We start from the raw sequence: 17,083 nt of genomic DNA, 5'->3' as shown, positions 1-17,083 counted from the left end.
CCCCATTTATCTAGGCAGTTTAAGCTGTTTATTTTCTTTTGATTCTTTATATAAAACGATCGTGTTGCCGATTACTTGAACAAGCTCAGCTTTTGCTCCTTTTGAAAGAGCTGCCGCAACTGAATCGCGATCCTCTTCACAGTTCTGAAGAATACTCACCTTGATCAATTCCCTGACTTCAAGTACATCAGCAATCTGCTGAATCATATTGTCATTTACCCCGCCTTTTCCCACTTGGAAAATCGGGTTTAAATGATGTGCTTCTGCACGTAAAAAACGTTTTTGTTTACCAGTTAACATGTAAATCCTCCTAATTGTTCGTAAACTAAGTTACTCATTCTTGCTGTATCCGGCTTTTCACCGGTCCATATTTCAAAGGAAAGAGCTGCCTGATGGACAAACATCCCTACTCCATTCAACGTTTCTGCTCCGGCCGCTTCAGCTTCCTTTAATAGAGCTGTCTTCAGCGGGTTGTAGACGATGTCACTTACAATTGAGCCTTTTTTTAGATTTGTCAGCTCAAATGGCTTCTGTTCAGTATTCGGGTGCATCCCGATCGCAGTTGTCTGAATGATGACATCATAGTCTGAAAGTTTCTGTTCTGCCTCGCTCAGTGAGAGAACCCTTCCGGCACTTGGTACAGGGCATCCCTTCATAAGCTCTTCAGCTTTGACAAGTGTCCTGTTTGCAAGATCGATTCTATCGCATCCTTCTGCGGCAAGGGTGAAATAAATGGCTCTTGTTGCCCCTCCGGCGCCAATAACTAAATACCTCTGCTCGTGCAGAGGTTTGTTCAAAAGGTGTTTTAAAGACTGCAGATAACCAAGCCCATCTGTATTATACCCAATCAGACAGCCATCTTTATTTAGGACCGTATTAACCGCTCCAAGCAGTTCAGCACTTTTATCAAGCTTGTCTAAATATGGAATAATGGAAACTTTATGCGGAATGGTCACATTAAAGCCGGCTATCCCTAAAGCTTTCATTCCTGCTGTTGCAGCCTGCAAGTCATCCTTTTCAACATGAAATGCATGATAAGAAGCTTTAAACTCTTTTTGCAAAAAAGCATCATTGTGAATAAGCGGTGACATGGAATGCCCGACAGGACAGCCAATCAGTCCATATACTCTATTCATGAAAGTCTCTCCCAATCAGATTAATGATGGTCTCAATGTAACATTTACACCTTTTGGGGCATATGCTGTTATTTTCTTATTCCCTTCGTTTACCGTCACCCATCCAAGTCCTGAGAAAACAATATCTGTTTTATCTTCTTTGATTGTGAATTCGTGCGCAGTAAGTTCAGGGAATTGTTCCAATTGCTCCATGCGCGGAGGCGTAAGCATATCACCTGCGTGTCTTTTATACAGTTCATCTGCGTTTTCCTGTTTTGTCCGGTGGATATTTAATTCGGAAGGAACGTAGCAAGTCAGAGAAGTTCTTCCGCCGATTAAATAATCCAGGCGCGCAAGGCCGCCGAAAAATAAGGTCTGCATTTCATTTAATTGAAAAACCTTTGGCTTGACTTCCTTTTTTGGAGACAAGAGCTTGAGGTCGTTTTTATCTACGAAATGAGCCATTTGATGATGATTGATGATTCCAGGTGTATCATACAAGGAAGACCCATCATCAAGAGGAATCTCAATTAAATCAAGAGTCGTGCCAGGGAAGTGTGAAGTCGTAATTACGTCTTTTTCTCCTGATACCTCTTTAATAATCCGGTTAATAAATGTAGATTTTCCTACATTTGTGCAGCCCACTACATAAACATCCTGACCATCGCGGTATTGCTCAATCGCATCCGTTACTTCAGGAATGCCCTGACCTCTTGCAGAACTGATCAGAAAAACATCAACAGGATTCAATCCAAATTCCTTCGCTTCACGCTTCATCCAGTTGATTAATTTTTGCTTCTTAACGGATTTGGGCAGAATATCCGCCTTATTGCCGACTAGCAAAATCGGATTTCCTCCAACAAAACGCTGAAGACCGTTCAGCCAGCTTCCGTTGAAATCAAAAATATCAACGATCTTCACAACCAGGGCATTGGTGTCGCCAATTCCATGAAGGATTTTCAAGAAATCTTCATCCGTTAAGGAAACATCTTGTATTTCATTATAATTTTTTAAACGGAAGCACCTTTGACAAATAATCACTTCTTTTTGCAGGGCACTCTCAGGCGCATATCCAAGCTCGTCCGGATTTTCCGTTTGAATCTTTACGCCGCAGCCAATGCAGACAAATTGTTCTTCTATCACTAGATTAATCCTCCCATTGAATTAAGCCTTTTCTTTTAAGAGCAGCTAAAATTCTGCGTTCAATTTTACGGTTCAGTCTTGTTACAAAACCGTCTGTAGAAGCAACAGGCACAACTAAAATGGTATGAAAACCATTGCGGTTTCCTCCGAGTACGTCTGTTAAAAGCTGGTCACCAATGACAACCACGTCTTTTTTTTCAAGGTTCATATTCTTTACAGCCCGTCTGAATGCTTTTCCCATAGGCTTTCTTGCTTTATATATAAATGGAATGTTAAGCGGATCTGAAAATGATTTCACCCGTTTTTCTACATTATTAGAAACAATAGTCACAGCGATTCCATGATCTTTCACATCTTTAAACCATTCAATCAGCTTTGGTGTAGCGCTTGGACGGTCCCACTCTACAAGGGTATTATCCAGATCAGTAATAATCCCCTTTACTCCCCGCTCTTTAAGAGCCACAGGAGAGATTTCAAAAATATTTTTTACATATTCACCGGGCAGGAATAGATTTAACATATATAAACACCTCATCGAACATTTTTTGGCCAAATTACATCATATCTGATTTTACACGTTCTTTCAAAAGAAACTTGACAGCATCGGAAAGCAACAGCAGGTATTCAATATATTTTTCGACAAATTTTGTAAAAAATCAACACCTGTGGATAAGCTTATGCACATTATACACTCATATAAATTCCTCTGATTTGGAAATTATAAACAAGATATTAACAACTTATCCACCATCTTCTGTGGATAAGAGAACGATTGTTCTATTTTTTAATTCGTGTTAGATTTAATTTACTAGCAGAAAATAACATATTAGTATATGCATGGTGTTGATATATAGAACCTTTACCTTATCCATAATTGGAGGTGCAAGCCGGAAATTCCGGCGGATAAAGATGCGAAAACTATCTGATGAACTATTGATTGAATCGTATTTTAAAGCAACAGAGATGGATTTAAGCGAAGATTTTATTGAATTGATCGAAAATGAAATTAAACGCCGATCTCTGACTCACGTTTTAAAAGCATCCAGCTAGCTTTTAAAGCGTGATGTCCTCTCTTTTCATTTTTTCACAGCAAGTACCTCTCCTGCTTTCACTTCCTTCTGCAGAGAGACTGAATCTGCAAAATCAGTCTTATCTTTCTCAAACAGCAGAACAACTGTAGACCCAAAAGAAAAATAAGCCAGCTCTTCCCCTTTTCGAACCTTTTCATTAGCATGAGTTAATTGAATGGTGTTTATTAACATCGCACCAACTTTTACAACGGCAATATGATTATGATCTTCTTCTTTAATTTCCGATATCGTCCGGAAGTTCTTTGACAGCGGTGATTTTCCGTACTTAAGGCCCCAGCTGTTAACAGGATACGATGTGTTTCCAAGGTCATACTGTCTGACAACCGTCCCTGAAGCGGGACTGTGGATGCGGTGGTAATGACTTGGACTTAAATAAAGAACAATAAACGAACCATTTATATATTTCTCTGCTAAAACAGGATCTCCAAGCATATCATTAATGGAATAAGGCTGATTTTTGACAATAATGGCATCACCGGAAGTAATCGTGCCAAATTGTTCAATAACGGCATCAACTGGACTTATGATATGATTTGGGTTACCATCAAACGTTCTGGCATCTTTTTTTAATTCCCTAATAAAAAAATCATGCAGAGACGGATAGGCATCGATCTGCTTTTCTGTTTCATTGACGTTGACTTGATAAATCTTCGCATAGGATGGAATAATAAAACGGCTTCGTGAAGATTTGGCAAATTTCATGATATAATTTGAAACAGGCAAAGAATTGGTTAGTTCAATAAGATTTTGGTACAGTTTTTTTCTCAATTTAGTCCTCCAAAAAAAATTACTTTACTACATTGATTTTCATGAATAGAATGAAAGTAGGCCAATTTGGTCATTTTATGCAATTATAAGGAAGTGCAATTATGTTTTTTATAAGTTATGTAGATGCAACAGTAAAAAAAATAAAAGCAAATACAGCTAACCTGCTGACGCTCGTTAATCTCGGTCTAGGCGGTTTTGCAATTCTATATACAATAAATGATGTCTTAAAACTAAGCCTGCTGCTCATTTTTCTCGCAGCGCTTGCTGACAGGTTTGATGGAATGGTTGCAAGGAAATTTAATATTGAATCAGAGCTCGGAAAACAATTGGATTCAATGAGTGATATTATATCATTTGGAGTAGCCCCTGCACTACTTCTTTATAAAGGAATTCTTTTTGAGTTAGGTGCCCCGGGCGCATTTTTCACAGTTTTATACATTGGATGCGGCGCTTTCAGACTGGCCAGGTTTAATATATCCGACAACTGCGGTTTCTTTAGCGGTCTTCCAATTACGGCAGCAGGCTGTATTTTAACGTTAAGCTATCTTTGGAAAGATTTTATGCCTGCTTATAATTACATTTTTTTGCTGATGATTTTATCATTCTGTATGATCGCATCATTCAAAATACGGAAAATGTAGAAAACACCTCATGGAATGAGGTGTTTTTTTATGGCTATCTGCAGTAATTATTGTAGTAATAACCTCCTCCAAGAACAAGGAGAAGAATGAGCAGAACTACAATAAACGCATACCAGTAGCCAAAGCCTGCGTATGGTGCATAAGGGTATGGGTACGGATATGGAGCAGGCGGTCCATAAAACGGTGCACACGATCGCATTTAAGAGACCTCCTTTATCTGACTGTACTGATAAAATATGTGTCACACGCCTGCTATGTATAGGCAGGTGCCGGACATCCGAGGGGGTAATATGAGCAATTTCCTTTTTTTGAAAAAAATGTGCCTAATTTGTGAAAAAAGGGTTTACAATTTCATCTAACGTGGATATAATTACCATTGTAATCAAAATTATGAAAAGGGAGGTCGAATCAAATGTTGATCAATCAATTAAAAATGAATCAATTAAATATGTTTCTATTCGGCCGAACTGGTGTACAATCTTAATTTAGCATTGTCCTTACCGCCACAGGCTGAGTAGTTTCTGCCTGTGGCGTTTTTATGCTCATTTTCATATAAACGTTTCACGCCACAGGTATGTCCTGCGGCGTTTTTTTATGGAAATCATTTAAAGGAGGTGATAGTATGACCATCCACTTATTGTTTGTTACTTTAACCATCAAACGAAAGCAAAAATCAATCGATCAAGTGCTGCATGAAGAACAAGTTTATCAATCTTATGAAGCCATGATGAACAAATGCTTTCAAATGTACAACGGCAACTAATTTCTGCCACAATCATAATCAGAAAGGAGAGAGTTAAAATGATGATTCAAATGGTTTTAAGAATGCACCTCAATGTGGAGAAGGATACTGCATAGTCAAACCATCCATACGGCTGCAGCATCTCACATTTATAAAAGATGTTTTTTACTAAAAGAACCTATTAAAAAGAAAAAAGCGAAGAAACCTCACAGGTTCTTCGCTTTTTTATCCTTTGCCCTTTTGCTGGTTTTTCTTTTCTTTTTCTGCCCGGTAAAATTCATGAAACATCTTCATTAAGGCCCTTTTTTCAATCCTTGAAACATAGCTCCTTGAAATTCCAAGCTCCTTCGCAATCTCGCGCTGTGTTTTCTCCTTTTGCAGATCAAGCCCGAACCTTCCGACAATCACTTCCTTCTCACGTTCATCAAGAATATCAATGAATTCCTTCACTTTCTCAAGCTCCATATTCAGCTGAATGGTATCAATGACATCTTCCGATTCAGATTTTAAGACATCAATCAGGCTTATCTCGTTTCCTTCTTTATCCTGTCCGATAGGATCATGCAGGGAAACATCTTTCTTTGTTTTCTTCAGAGCTCTTAGGTGCATGAGAATTTCATTTTCAATACACCTTGCTGCATAGGTCGCGAGTTTTGTGCCTTTTCCTTCTGAGTAGCTTTCAATTGCTTTTATCAGACCAATGGTTCCGATCGAAATAAGATCCTCTGAGTCCTCGCCGGTGTTTTCAAACTTCTTGACAATATGTGCTACAAGCCGCAAGTTATGTTCAATCAGCATGTTGCGGGCATGTTCATCCCCTGTCGCCATAAGCCTGAGATACTTCTTTTCATCATTTGCTGACAAAGGCTGCGGGAAGGCATTGTTTTTGACATATGATACTAGGAAGACTAATTCTTTCAATAAGTACCCTAAAGCTGCTAAAACCCCTGACATTGACCCACCTCCATGTACAGAATGTAGGCTTTAGCCTATAAATCATTTGTATGTATCGGGGTGCATGTTTGTGTCTGTACTAAGAAAGATTGTACGGAATAATCCCCGATTTTATTTATGATTAAAACGCATACATTGTGACACTTTTGAAAACCCTATTGATTCTTCCATATTTTTGATCAATAATGGATTTTAGTGATTTGGAGGTGCTTTTTTGAAAAAGTTTTTATCTCTTGCCGCTTTTCTGCTGATTTTGATTTTAGTGAGCTGCGGAAATCGTTCAGAAAGATATACGATTGTGGCATTTGGCGACAGCAATACGCGCGGTGCCAACTGGACTATCCGCAATTATCAGGATACTGATAAATGGGTGAATTTGATAAAATCCACTTTACCTGTAAATGACAGACAGGCTTTAATCCATAATGCCGGAGTTGGCGGTGAAACTACTGAGGATGCAAGGAAACGATTTAAGCATGATGTGCTGAAAATGGATCCGGATCTCGTCTTCATTATGTTTGGAACAAATGATGCTGTCATTTTGCCGAATGGAAAACCTAAAGTAGACCGTGCGCGTTTTAAGGAAAACCTTCTTTACTATGTGCGTGAAGTAAGAAATGCAGGAGGCACACCTGTCTTAATGACCTGTTTGCCGATTGTAGAAGGAAATGGAAACGATAAACTCTATTACACCCGCTATCCTAAGAAGCTTTATGCCCATACAGACGGAGCCAGAAACTGGCATAACTCATACAACGATATTACCCGAGAAGTTGCATTTAAAAATGATGTCACGCTAATCGATAATTGGACAAATATGGTAAAGTTCGCCGGAGGGGATTCAGATGAAGCATTATTAAAATCAGGAATCATCGATCCATCAGGCAATCATATGACACCGCAGGGAGCAGAACTGATTTATTTATCTATCCTTGAAAGCAAAGTACTTGGTCCTAAGTAAAAGAACCCATCCTATAGCAGGAATGGGTTCTTCTTTTTATATAAACTAAAAAACACTCTATTTTAAACGTCTTCCTGCTCATCTAATCGTTTCTTATATGTGATGGAGCGTTTCATGCAGTAAAAGGATGCTGCCAAGAAGACTGCAGTCGTTCCCATCATCACATATTCTTTAAAATGGCTTGGCTCTTGGCCCTGTGCCGGAATCAGCATGCCGATATATAAAAAGACACTGACTGCGAGCAGCACGAATGCGTATCTCTTGTAATCTGTCATTAGGTGCTTAACATCTTTTTTATTCATCTTTCTATCACCTGCCATGAATGTGTCTCTAATAAAACGATAACATATACAAGCGGTGATTTATGCATGTAAATTCCGGCAAAAGAGGAATTAGTTTAAAGCATTTTTTAAGTCTTCAATCAAATCCTCAGAATCTTCAATTCCTACAGATATTCTTACTAAACCATCTGTGATGCCAAGTTCCATCCGGCGTTCTGCCGGAATTGAAGCATGCGTCATTTTTGCCGGAACAGAAATTAAACTCTCAACTGCACCCAAGCTTTCAGCCAAGGTAAAATACTTCACTTTTGACAGGACTTCTTCTGCTTTCTTTTCGCTTCCTACATCAAACGAAACCATTCCGCCGAAACCTGCTGCCTGTTTTTTGGCAATTTCATGGTTTGGATGATCGGCAAGGCCTGGATAAAATACTTTTTCAACAGCTGGATGCTGGACAAGGAAATCAACAATCGCAGCAGTATTTCTTTCATGTGCCTCCATGCGCAGTGCAAGGGTTTTAATTCCACGGATCAGCAGCCATGAATCTTGAGGCCCAAGCACTCCTCCTGTTGAGTTCTGGACAAAGTGGAGCTGTTCAGCCAGCTCCTCAGAGTTCACAACTACAAGCCCGCCTACAACATCACTGTGGCCGCCGATGTATTTTGTTGCACTATGAAGAACTATGTCCGCTCCCAATAAAAGAGGAGTCTGCCAATACGGAGTGCTGAATGTATTGTCTACAATCGTAAGCAGGCCGTGTTTTTCAGCAAGAGAAGCCGCAGCTTCAACGTCCGTAATTTTAAGCAGCGGATTTGTCGGAGTTTCAATGAAGAGCGCTCTTGTATTTTCTTTAACCGCTGATTCAATGTTTGATAGATCGCTTGTATCAACAAAAGTAGAATCGATGCCAAGACGGTTTAACACTTTTGTCATGACACGGTATGTTCCCCCGTAGACATCATCTGTTAAAATAACATGATCTCCGCTGTTAAAAAGCATCATGACTCCTGTTATGGCCGCCATTCCTGAACCAAATGCAAAGCCCGCATGCCCTTCTTCCAGATCCTTAATCAGCTCTTCTAAAGCATGCCTTGTTGGATTGCCGGTTCTTGAGTACTCAAAGCCTTTATGGTTGCCGACTCCATCTTGTTTGTATGTGCTTACTTGATAGATTGGCGTCGATACCGCTCCTGTATGAGGATCACCGACAATACCGCCGTGAATCATCTTTGTTTTACGTTTCATTCTAAATTCCTCCCTCATAAATTTTTTTACTTAAATAACGTTCACTGCTGTCAGCGAAAATGGTGACGATATTCGTTCCCGGTTCAGCCTTTTCCGCTTCTGACAGCGCTGCATGAAGCGCTGCTCCCGACGAGCTACCCACAAGCAGTCCCTCTTTTAAAGCAAGTTCTTTCACACGGTCAAATGCGTCTTTATCTAAAACGGTATGAATGCTATTAAAATAGGATTCGTCCATATAACCCGGCAGGAATTCCATGCCGATGCCTTCTGTTTTATGCGGTCCTGATTCGCCGCCATTTAAGATGGAGCCCTCAGGTTCAACGATGACTGCCTTGATCTTTGCATTTTTTTCTTTTAAATATTGAGCGGTGCCCATAAACGTGCCGCCCGTCCCCGCTCCGGCAACAAAAACATCGATGCGTCCATCCAGCTGCTCCCAAAGCTCCGGTCCGAGTGTTTTGTAATAGGTAAGAGGGTTTGCAGGATTTGCAAATTGCTGCGGACAATAAGAATCAGGAATCTCTTCCAGCAGTTCCTGCGCTTTTTTTATAGCTCCTTTTATCCCATCACTTGTAGGTGTATTGACAACCTTTGCACCCAGGGCTCTCATAATATCCTGCTTTTCCATGCTGAATTTCTCAGGAACGCACACGACAACATTGACATTGCGGCTTAACGCAGCAAGAGCAAGACCAATTCCGGTATTGCCTGCTGTCGGCTCAATAATGGTTCCGCCCTCTTTTACTTTGCCGGTTTTAATCGCTTCATCGATTAATTCAACTCCAAGACGGTCTTTAATGCTGCCGCCAGGGTTAAAAAATTCAAGTTTTGCAAAAAGGCGCACTCCTGCAGGCAGTTCAAATTGTGTAATCTCCATCAGCGGTGTATGCCCAATAAGTTCTTCAATGCCCTTTACAACTTTCATTTTGTTCACTCCCAAGAATTTAAAAAAGGGATCAAAGACGTGATCCCTGTCTATTAGCTTTTTAACGCACTCACAATACTTAAAACAAGCTGCGCGGAGTTCTTGGCTGCAGTATCTAAATACTGTTCAAAAGATACATCCGATTCTTTGCCTGCAATATCAGACAGCGATCTGATAATGACAAAAGGGACTCCAAATTGATGCGATACCTGAGCAATAGCCGCTGCTTCCATTTCTACCGCATAAAGGCTGTCAAATTTTGTACGGATATATGCCACTCGTTCCGGATCATTCATAAATGAATCACCAGTTGCAATCAGGCCTTTTACCACTTGTATGCCAGTTTGCCCTTCTGCTTGTTCTACAGCAATTTCAACCAGCTTTGAATCCGGCAAAAACGCTGGCGGCATGCCCGGAACCTGCCCGTATTCGTAATTGAATGCTGTAACATCAACATCATGGTGTCTCACTTCAGATGAAATGACAACATCCCCGACGTTCAATGATTGATGGAAACCGCCTGCTGATCCTGTATTAATGACATAGTCAGGCTTAAATCGGTCAAGCAGAATCGTTGTGCTCACTGCTGCGTTTACTTTTCCGATTCCTGATTTTAATAAAATCACTTCAATTCCTCTATATGTTCCTGTCGTAAATTCACTTCCTGCAATTGTTTCAGAAGAAGGATTTTCAAGCTGTTCTCTTAGTATTGATACTTCCTCTTCCATTGCTCCGATAATTGCTGCTTTCATTATTTAGTCAAATCCTTTCCAAAAGGCGAATTATTGTTTCACTGCTTCCATTAACCAGACAAATTCATTCATTTGTGTGAAGGTAACATCAAAAGAGTTGCTTTCAAAAATACGGCGCATGACAGGATGTGTTGTGTAATATTCTGTTTCAAGGTCATTTGCCAGGTTTAAGAAATGATGCTTTTTTGATTTTTCGATCATGGCCTGATGCGCCTTCTGATCGGTAAAAACAGTGTCAGCAAACACTATTTTACCACCTTTTTTAAGAATACTGCCATAGATTCGGACAGCTTTCTCCTTTTCATCATCTGTCAGATGATGAAAAGCATACGTACTTACAATCGTTTCAATTTGTTCTGTTGGAACTGGAAATGTCAGAAAATCTCCATCGGTGATTTTAACCGCGCTGCCAAGCTTTTCTGAAGCCTTTTCACGCATTGTTTTTGAAGGTTCAATTCCATATACTTTTTTTCCTTTATTTAAAAGCTCATTCGTTAAATTTCCGGTCCCGACGCCAAATTCAAGAACCGTTTTTCCGGACAGCTCAGTGACAGCTTTAAGAATGTGATCATAGCCTGCAAAAACTTCTTTGTATTCTTCATCATGTCCGCCGACTGTTGAATCATACGAATGTGCCCAATCCTCAAATAACTCTACAAATTCTCTCCCCATTTATGCCACTCTCCATTAGATGCTATAAATTTAATAATTCCTATCTGTATACTATGAATTAAAAAATGAACTGTTCTTAATTTACCATAATCCCTTTCAATTAGGCAATGAAAAGTCTTTCCATTGGTCATTTCAGCAGACTAAGCTGCAAAATTTACGAAAAGAGCACAAAACCTTCCTCATAGACGTAAATGAGTCTAATTCAAAAATAACACTCGTTGCGGAAACATCCTTTTGGTAAAATAACAGTGCATGAGAATGGAGGACTGCCTGATAATGTTTAAATTGGATTTTATTAAAGATAAAGTGGAATTTTTTGAAGCGGAAAAAATAAAAGATCTGGAAAAAAAGATTAATGAGCAAATCGAGGTTAATAAAGCCATTTTACTGGAGCTTCATTCTGTATCGCATCAAATGCATGTGACAGAGGAAGGCAGAAGGTTTTATAGTGCTGCTGTGCATTTTAAGGCTAAGTAGATATTACTTAATAAAAAAAGATGAGACCCGGACACCGGATCTCATCTTTTTGCATTATCTTGTTTCTGTTTGCTTTAATTTTTCCACCTTAACTGGCTTCCAGCCTTCATTTTCAACCCAGGTAATTTCTACTTTGTAGTTCTGTGTTTTATCCTTTGAGGAAATGGTTCCTTTAGCATCGTTAGGACTTCCATTGTTGCCAATAAACCAGATTGTCATATCTGATTCGCTTAAGCCTGTCGCATAGCTCATCGCCTGAATCATTTCAGCCCAGTCCTGTGAATTCTTGTCATACTGTGCAGCATGCGGCTCAGATTGAGACGTGCCTACTGGCTGCCAGCCCGGATTTTCAATAATCTGGTCAACATTGGAATTTGGATCTCCTTCTGTGACCACTTCTTCACCGGCTTCTGACTCTTCAGCCTCTTCTTTTTTTGCATTTTCTTCTTCTTTTGCAGCATCCGCTTCTTCGCTGCTGTCCTGATCAGACTCAGCGTCTTCTTTTGCTGTTTGTTCTTTATCTTTTTCTTCTTTATTTTTGTCGTTTTCGATTTGATTTGATCCCGTTTCTTCTTTCGTGTCCTTTGAAGCCTGTTCACTGTCATCTCCGCCAAGCATCAGCTGTGATCCAATAACGAGTATCAGGATAACCACGATGCCAATTAAAATGTTCAGGACAACATTTGCTTTTCGGCGCTTATCACGATTTTCAAAACGCGATCCTTTACTTAGTTTGCTCAAGTGCATTACACTCCTTTATCCCTCTAACATTCTGTTTTATTCTATCATTAGAATAGATTTCTATCTAGTAGAAGCATTTTCTAGCCCGGCTAATTCATTTGCCATGTCATAATAAATACTATTCGCAGAAGATTGTGCACTCTGTGTATCAAGCTCTACCACAACCATGGCATATTTAGGCTGATGTGAAGGAAAAAAGCCTGCAAACCATTTATGTACTGTCCCTTTTCCTGTTTCTGCAGTCCCTGATTTACCTGATACCTCAAAAGGCAGACTTTGAAACCTTCTGCCGGTCCCTTCCTGATCGGTTACGACTAAACGCAGCAGGTGCTGTAGCTTTGCAGCTGTATAAGGTGAAATATTGCCGCTTTCGGGTTCTGAATCAGAAAACTTAAACATAGTAGTTCCATTTTTATATAATATGCTATCTGCAATTTTCACTTGTTTTTTTTCGCCGCCACGGGCGATTGCCGCCATCATGTTTGCCACTGAAAGCGGTGTGACCCGAACATTTTTTTGTCCTATAGCTGTTTGAGCTATTGCGCGTTCAGCAGATTTATCCGTCTTATCTCCCCAAATGTGCGGAGTTTTCTCTTCAGGAAATTGCTCAAAATCTTCATAATGATACACAGGTCCGCTCCAGCCGGTTTTTTCAGTTAATCCCAATTTTTTGGCGTATTCCTCTATTGTGTCAGGATCCTTTTCCATTAATTCGCCTGCAATTGCAGTAAATGTATAATTGCAGCTTTCAGCAAAGCTTCTTTCTAAATCCAAGACTCCTTTATCGTGCTCTTTATCAGGTTCACCGTACATATCAAGACTGCAGTTATATTTTCTGTTCTGATCGATTCCGTTTTCGATCCCAGCTGCAGCAATGACTGTTTTAAACACGGAACCGGGTGCAATTGGGGTCAGCATCAGATTCGCATAGGTATCATGCTCTGAACGGTCCATTTCAGGTTTGCTGACCATCGCAAGAACTTCGCTCGTTTCTACATCCAGAAGCACAAGACCTCCTTTTTTCACCTTATACCGGTTCATTGCCTCATTCGCCAAATCCTGCATAGTGCTGTCAATGGTTGTCTTAACGCTTACTGGATAAAAGGGGTTGGCATCAGCAATATATTTAACATTAGTGCCGAACAGCGGATTGCCGTCTCCATCAACATGGTAAAGAAGTTTCGTTTCAGCGTCGGGAAGAAGAAATTCATCAAACGCCTTTTCGAGACCTGTAATCCCGATTTGAGTCTTAGACGATAAATTTTTCTTATCAGGATATTTTTCTCTCAGCACTTCAGCATTTTCACCTGTTATTCCGATGAAATGATCAGCTGCCTGACTTTTCTTTTTTGTTTGCTGATAAATAGCAAATACTCCTGGAATCTCCAAGTCATTTATTTTATTGATAGCAGAATCAGACAGCTCGAATCCTTCATTTGATCCAAGGATCAGCGGTTTATCCGCTTCTTCTAATAATCTCTCCAATTTGGATGGCGGAACATTGACAGTCTCTGAGAGTTTGCTGATTGGCCAGTCAATCTTCTTAAGAAAAGGAAATAAAACAAGCTTTGCTTCCTGATCGTGTCCAAGAGGACTGCCATTTCTGTCTACAAAACGACCGCGACCATCATCAATCATGACTTCCTGTGTCCGCTGGCTGACGCTTTCCTCGATCAAATTGATGTTCCTGTCTGTAAATGATTCCGTGTGAATCATCTGGATATCTGCAAGTCTCAAAATTAACGCAAGCATGGATAAAAAAATGCCTATCGCAATTATTTTCATTCTTTTTTTTGTTTTCATAGAAAAACACCTCGTCTTTAGACTAGTGTCGACGAGGTGTTTTTTTATTAAACCTATATTATTTAACGTTTGTAATTTTCACATGCATTTCTCCGCCGGGAGTCTGTACATTCACTTCATCTCCAACTTGACGGCCCATCAGGCTTTTTGCGATTGGAGAATCATTTGAAATTTTGCCTTCAAAAGGATCGGCTTCAGCGCTTCCTACGATTGTATATGTTTCTTCATCGCCATTTGGAAGTTCAACAAATGAGATTGTTTTGCCGAGTGTTACAACATTTGTATCGGCATCTTCTACGATGATCTTCGCATTGCGGATCATGTTCTCAAGCGTAGTCACACGGCCTTCAACAAAAGCCTGCTCTTCTTTAGCTGAATCATACTCAGAGTTCTCTGAAAGATCCCCGAAGCTGCGGGCAATCTTGATTCTTTCGACTACTTCTTTGCGCTTGACGGATTTTAAATATTCCAATTCCTGTTCAAGCTTTTCTTTACCTTCAGTTGTCATAGGAAATACTTTTTCTTGTGCCATGATCTCACTCCTTCTAGTATAACTGTCCCCTAAAAAAATATGGTATGTAAAATGCACTGTGATAATGGGGAGGGCTTTAAAGCTTCAGCCCTCACACGGCAATATGCATATGCTGAACTTTTTCAGGTGATCTTGTGAGGAAATAGCCTTGAATGTAGCTTAAAAGCAAGCCTGCGGCTTGCTTTTCCTCATAGAGCACAGAATGCTCAAGTTTACTTTAAATGAGAATTTTTACTCAGTCAATGATGAACCCTGAGAAACTTTAACAGCCTATACATAATATGGTCACAGTACTCTTTATCTATGCTATGTTATTACAAAATTGCATTTAGTTCAAGAATTGTTTGAATTTTTGTAACCATAAGGTCAATCGCGACATGATTTTGACCGCCTTCTGGTATGATGATATCCGCATAACGCTTAGTAGGCTCAATGAATTGATTGTGCATCGGCCTTACAACCGAAACGTACTGCTCAATCACAGAATCAATGGTTCTGCCGCGTTCCTTGATATCCCGCAGCATCCTTCTGATAATGCGGATGTCGGCATCTGTATCCACATACAGTTTCATATCCATCAAGTTGCGGAGCCGCTCGTCTTCTAAAACCAGGATGCCTTCAAGAATGATCACATCTTTAGGTTCTACTAGAAGAACATCTTCCGAACGAGTATGGAGCTTGTAATCATAAACAGGCTTTTCAATCGCTTCATAATTCAGAAGCTGTTTAATGTGCTCAATTAACAGCGTGTTATCAAAAGCAAGAGGATGATCATAATTCGTATTCAGTCTCTCCTCGTATGGAAGATGACTTTGATCCTTATAATAAAAATCCTGTTCAAGCATCAGGATGGAATGACCTCTGAAATGCTCATAAATTGATTTTGTCACACTAGTTTTACCAGAGCCTGAGCCTCCTGCAACTCCGATTACAATGGGCTTTTTCCCCATAATTTACTTCCCCTTTCGCATCATGTTATTTGGGAAGACTTTTTGATCTGCTTTAAACTTCACAATTTGCAGAGGATGACGGGCAGCATCGAGCTCATTGCCGTCTTCGTCCCATAACTTATCAACCGTTTGTGTAAAGTTCGCTATTTCAGGTCCGAAGAATTCAACTTCATCACCCGGTTTAAAATGGTTGCGCTGCTGAAGAGTAATCATACTTGTTTCCTCATTGTAATCAAGGACAAGTCCAACAAAGTCAAATGTCGTTTTCTTTCCATGAACGCCGAACATTTGCTCTTCAGTACCCGGAACTCCTTCAAAGAATGCAGGCGCAGTGTCACGGTTAGCACATTTATCAAGCTCATCAAGCCATTCTTTTTGAATCACGAAGTTCTCAGGATCCGCACAATATGCATCAATTACTTTGCGATAAACGCTGACAACTGTTGCTACGTAGTGAATGGATTTCATGCGTCCTTCAATTTTCAGGCTGTCAATTCCAAGCTCGATCATTTTTGGAATGGATTGAATTAAGTTTAAATCTTTTGGACTCATTGCAAATGCTGCATCATCCGCGCCAAACAATGCTTCCTCACCGTTATCAGCAAGTTTATAGAGATCATAATCCCAGCGGCATGACTGACAGCAGCCTCCGCGGTTTGAATCCCTTGCAGTCATATGATTGCTCAGTACACAGCGGCCGGAATATGCAATGCACATTGCCCCATGGATAAACGTTTCAATTTCGATATCCACTTTCTCTTTCATTTCTTTAATTTCTTCAGCGCTCGTTTCGCGGGCAAGCACCACGCGCTCAAGACCTTCCTCTTTCCAGAACTGAACAGCTTTCCAGTTTGAGAGTGATTGCTGTGTGCTCAGATGCACTTCAAGCTTCGGCGCTACTTTGCGGCATGTCTCAATAATCATCGGGTCAGCAACAATGATGCCGGCTACTCCTGCATCCTGCAGCCCCATTAAATATTCTTCAAGACCGTCCATGTTTTCATTATGCGCAAAGATATTTGTCGTTACATAAATTCTTGCACCGTACTTGTTTGCAAATTGAACACCTTCAGCCATTTCTTCTTGTGAAAAGTTGTCTGCATTAGATCGCAGGCCAAATTCTTTTCCGCCGATGAAAACAGCGTCAGCCCCATAATGCACGGCAATTTTAAGCTTTTCTAAATTTCCGGCCGGAGCAAGAAGCTCAGGCTTTTTTGTTATCACACGTTTGCCGTCTATGATTTGTGAGATGTTATCGTTAACAGTCAACATACTAGTTCCTCCTTCATT

The 17,083-nt window shown here is 40.2% G+C and carries 22 protein-coding genes; 5 read left to right on the top strand and 17 right to left on the bottom strand.

The window, feature by feature from the left end; all coding sequences use genetic code 11:
- Window positions 1-6 precede the first annotated feature (6 nt).
- Genes yhbY through ABEQ24_RS19890 form a run of 4 tightly spaced genes read right to left on the bottom strand, consistent with a single transcriptional unit; the run spans window position 7 to window position 2,793 of the window.
- A complete protein-coding gene (gene yhbY / locus ABEQ24_RS19905) occupies window positions 7-300 on the bottom strand; it encodes a ribosome assembly RNA-binding protein YhbY (RefSeq protein WP_133310040.1) in 294 nt (97 codons plus the stop codon).
- Entirely contained in the window at window positions 294-1,136 is an 843-nt protein-coding gene (aroE, locus tag ABEQ24_RS19900) for a shikimate dehydrogenase (RefSeq protein ID WP_430008413.1), read from the bottom strand. Before aroE ends, yhbY begins: the two co-directional genes overlap by 7 nt.
- Before the next feature lie 15 nt (window positions 1,137-1,151).
- Window positions 1,152-2,255: a ribosome biogenesis GTPase YqeH gene (yqeH, locus tag ABEQ24_RS19895; protein WP_430008452.1), complete on the bottom strand. Its 1,104-nt coding sequence runs from the start codon at window positions 2,253-2,255 to the stop codon at window positions 1,152-1,154.
- Between the two features lie 7 nt (window positions 2,256-2,262).
- Window positions 2,263-2,793: a YqeG family HAD IIIA-type phosphatase gene (locus tag ABEQ24_RS19890; RefSeq protein ID WP_430008451.1), complete on the bottom strand. Its 531-nt coding sequence runs from the start codon at window positions 2,791-2,793 to the stop codon at window positions 2,263-2,265.
- 374 nt (window positions 2,794-3,167) lie between these two features.
- Here ABEQ24_RS19890 and ABEQ24_RS19885 point away from each other — a divergent pair, with 374 nt between their 5' ends.
- Entirely contained in the window at window positions 3,168-3,308 is a 141-nt protein-coding gene (locus tag ABEQ24_RS19885; RefSeq protein ID WP_430008412.1) for a sporulation histidine kinase inhibitor Sda, read from the top strand.
- Between the two features lie 26 nt (window positions 3,309-3,334).
- Here the strand turns inward: ABEQ24_RS19885 and ABEQ24_RS19880 are convergent, their stop codons facing one another.
- Window positions 3,335-4,117 carry a phosphatidylserine decarboxylase gene (locus ABEQ24_RS19880; RefSeq protein WP_430008411.1) on the bottom strand — a complete coding sequence of 261 codons (783 nt, stop codon included), beginning with the start codon at window positions 4,115-4,117 and terminating at the stop codon, window positions 3,335-3,337.
- Between the two features lie 101 nt (window positions 4,118-4,218).
- Between ABEQ24_RS19880 and pssA the strand changes: the two genes are divergently transcribed.
- The gene (pssA, locus tag ABEQ24_RS19875; RefSeq protein ID WP_430008410.1) at window positions 4,219-4,758 is read left to right on the top strand and encodes a CDP-diacylglycerol--serine O-phosphatidyltransferase; all 540 of its coding nucleotides are present in this window, start codon (window positions 4,219-4,221) and stop codon (window positions 4,756-4,758) included.
- 34 nt (window positions 4,759-4,792) lie between these two features.
- Here pssA and ABEQ24_RS19870 read toward each other — a convergent pair whose 3' ends face one another.
- Window positions 4,793-4,957 carry a hypothetical protein gene (locus ABEQ24_RS19870; protein WP_430008409.1) on the bottom strand — a complete coding sequence of 55 codons (165 nt, stop codon included), beginning with the start codon at window positions 4,955-4,957 and terminating at the stop codon, window positions 4,793-4,795.
- A gap of 423 nt (window positions 4,958-5,380) precedes the next feature.
- On the opposite strand from ABEQ24_RS19870, the gene ABEQ24_RS19865 reads away from it, so the two are divergent.
- Window positions 5,381-5,521, top strand: coding sequence for a YrzI family small protein (locus tag ABEQ24_RS19865; RefSeq protein WP_133310034.1), 141 nt, complete (start codon window positions 5,381-5,383; stop codon window positions 5,519-5,521).
- Between the two features lie 204 nt (window positions 5,522-5,725).
- Here the strand turns inward: ABEQ24_RS19865 and sigK are convergent, their stop codons facing one another.
- Entirely contained in the window at window positions 5,726-6,454 is a 729-nt protein-coding gene (gene sigK / locus ABEQ24_RS19860) for an RNA polymerase sporulation sigma factor SigK (RefSeq protein ID WP_430008408.1), read from the bottom strand.
- 214 nt (window positions 6,455-6,668) lie between these two features.
- On the opposite strand from sigK, the gene ABEQ24_RS19855 reads away from it, so the two are divergent.
- Window positions 6,669-7,415, top strand: coding sequence for an SGNH/GDSL hydrolase family protein (locus tag ABEQ24_RS19855; RefSeq protein WP_430008407.1), 747 nt, complete (start codon window positions 6,669-6,671; stop codon window positions 7,413-7,415).
- 62 nt (window positions 7,416-7,477) lie between these two features.
- On the opposite strand, the gene ABEQ24_RS19850 is transcribed toward ABEQ24_RS19855, so the two are convergent.
- The 5 genes from ABEQ24_RS19850 to ABEQ24_RS19830 all read right to left on the bottom strand — a co-directional run bounded on the left by ABEQ24_RS19850 (window position 7,478) and on the right by ABEQ24_RS19830 (window position 11,290).
- A complete protein-coding gene (locus tag ABEQ24_RS19850) occupies window positions 7,478-7,717 on the bottom strand; it encodes a YrhC family protein (RefSeq protein WP_430008406.1) in 240 nt (79 codons plus the stop codon).
- A 90-nt stretch (window positions 7,718-7,807) separates the two neighbouring features.
- Window positions 7,808-8,941, bottom strand: coding sequence for a bifunctional cystathionine gamma-lyase/homocysteine desulfhydrase (locus tag ABEQ24_RS19845; RefSeq protein WP_430008405.1), 1,134 nt, complete (start codon window positions 8,939-8,941; stop codon window positions 7,808-7,810).
- Between the two features lies 1 nt (window position 8,942).
- Window positions 8,943-9,866, bottom strand: a complete 924-nt coding sequence (locus ABEQ24_RS19840; RefSeq protein ID WP_430008404.1) for a PLP-dependent cysteine synthase family protein — start codon at window positions 9,864-9,866, stop codon at window positions 8,943-8,945.
- Between the two features lie 53 nt (window positions 9,867-9,919).
- Entirely contained in the window at window positions 9,920-10,618 is a 699-nt protein-coding gene (mtnN, locus tag ABEQ24_RS19835) for a 5'-methylthioadenosine/S-adenosylhomocysteine nucleosidase (protein ID WP_430008403.1), read from the bottom strand.
- A 30-nt stretch (window positions 10,619-10,648) separates the two neighbouring features.
- Entirely contained in the window at window positions 10,649-11,290 is a 642-nt protein-coding gene (locus tag ABEQ24_RS19830) for a class I SAM-dependent methyltransferase (protein WP_430008402.1), read from the bottom strand.
- 276 nt (window positions 11,291-11,566) lie between these two features.
- On the opposite strand from ABEQ24_RS19830, the gene ABEQ24_RS19825 reads away from it, so the two are divergent.
- Window positions 11,567-11,767, top strand: a complete 201-nt coding sequence (locus ABEQ24_RS19825; RefSeq protein ID WP_430008401.1) for a DUF2536 family protein — start codon at window positions 11,567-11,569, stop codon at window positions 11,765-11,767.
- Between the two features lie 54 nt (window positions 11,768-11,821).
- Here the strand turns inward: ABEQ24_RS19825 and ABEQ24_RS19820 are convergent, their stop codons facing one another.
- The 5 genes from ABEQ24_RS19820 to ABEQ24_RS19800 form a co-directional block, all read right to left on the bottom strand.
- The gene (locus tag ABEQ24_RS19820) at window positions 11,822-12,514 is read right to left on the bottom strand and encodes a YrrS family protein (RefSeq protein WP_430008400.1); all 693 of its coding nucleotides are present in this window, start codon (window positions 12,512-12,514) and stop codon (window positions 11,822-11,824) included.
- Between the two features lie 54 nt (window positions 12,515-12,568).
- The gene (locus ABEQ24_RS19815; RefSeq protein ID WP_430008399.1) at window positions 12,569-14,311 is read right to left on the bottom strand and encodes a peptidoglycan D,D-transpeptidase FtsI family protein; all 1,743 of its coding nucleotides are present in this window, start codon (window positions 14,309-14,311) and stop codon (window positions 12,569-12,571) included.
- Between the two features lie 58 nt (window positions 14,312-14,369).
- On the bottom strand, window positions 14,370-14,843 hold the full coding sequence (gene greA / locus ABEQ24_RS19810; RefSeq protein ID WP_070879795.1) for a transcription elongation factor GreA: 474 nt from the start codon (window positions 14,841-14,843) through the stop codon (window positions 14,370-14,372).
- A 314-nt stretch (window positions 14,844-15,157) separates the two neighbouring features.
- Window positions 15,158-15,793, bottom strand: a complete 636-nt coding sequence (gene udk / locus ABEQ24_RS19805; RefSeq protein ID WP_070879794.1) for a uridine kinase — start codon at window positions 15,791-15,793, stop codon at window positions 15,158-15,160.
- A gap of 3 nt (window positions 15,794-15,796) precedes the next feature.
- Complete coding sequence (locus ABEQ24_RS19800; RefSeq protein WP_430008398.1) at window positions 15,797-17,065, bottom strand: peptidase U32 family protein; 1,269 nt, start codon at window positions 17,063-17,065, stop codon at window positions 15,797-15,799.
- Window positions 17,066-17,083 lie beyond the last annotated feature (18 nt).

The organism is Metabacillus idriensis, from assembly GCF_050483325.1.
GTDB lineage: Bacteria > Bacillota > Bacilli > Bacillales > Bacillaceae > Bacillus_P > Bacillus_P idriensis_A.
This window is presented reverse-complemented; position numbering and strand designations above follow the sequence as displayed.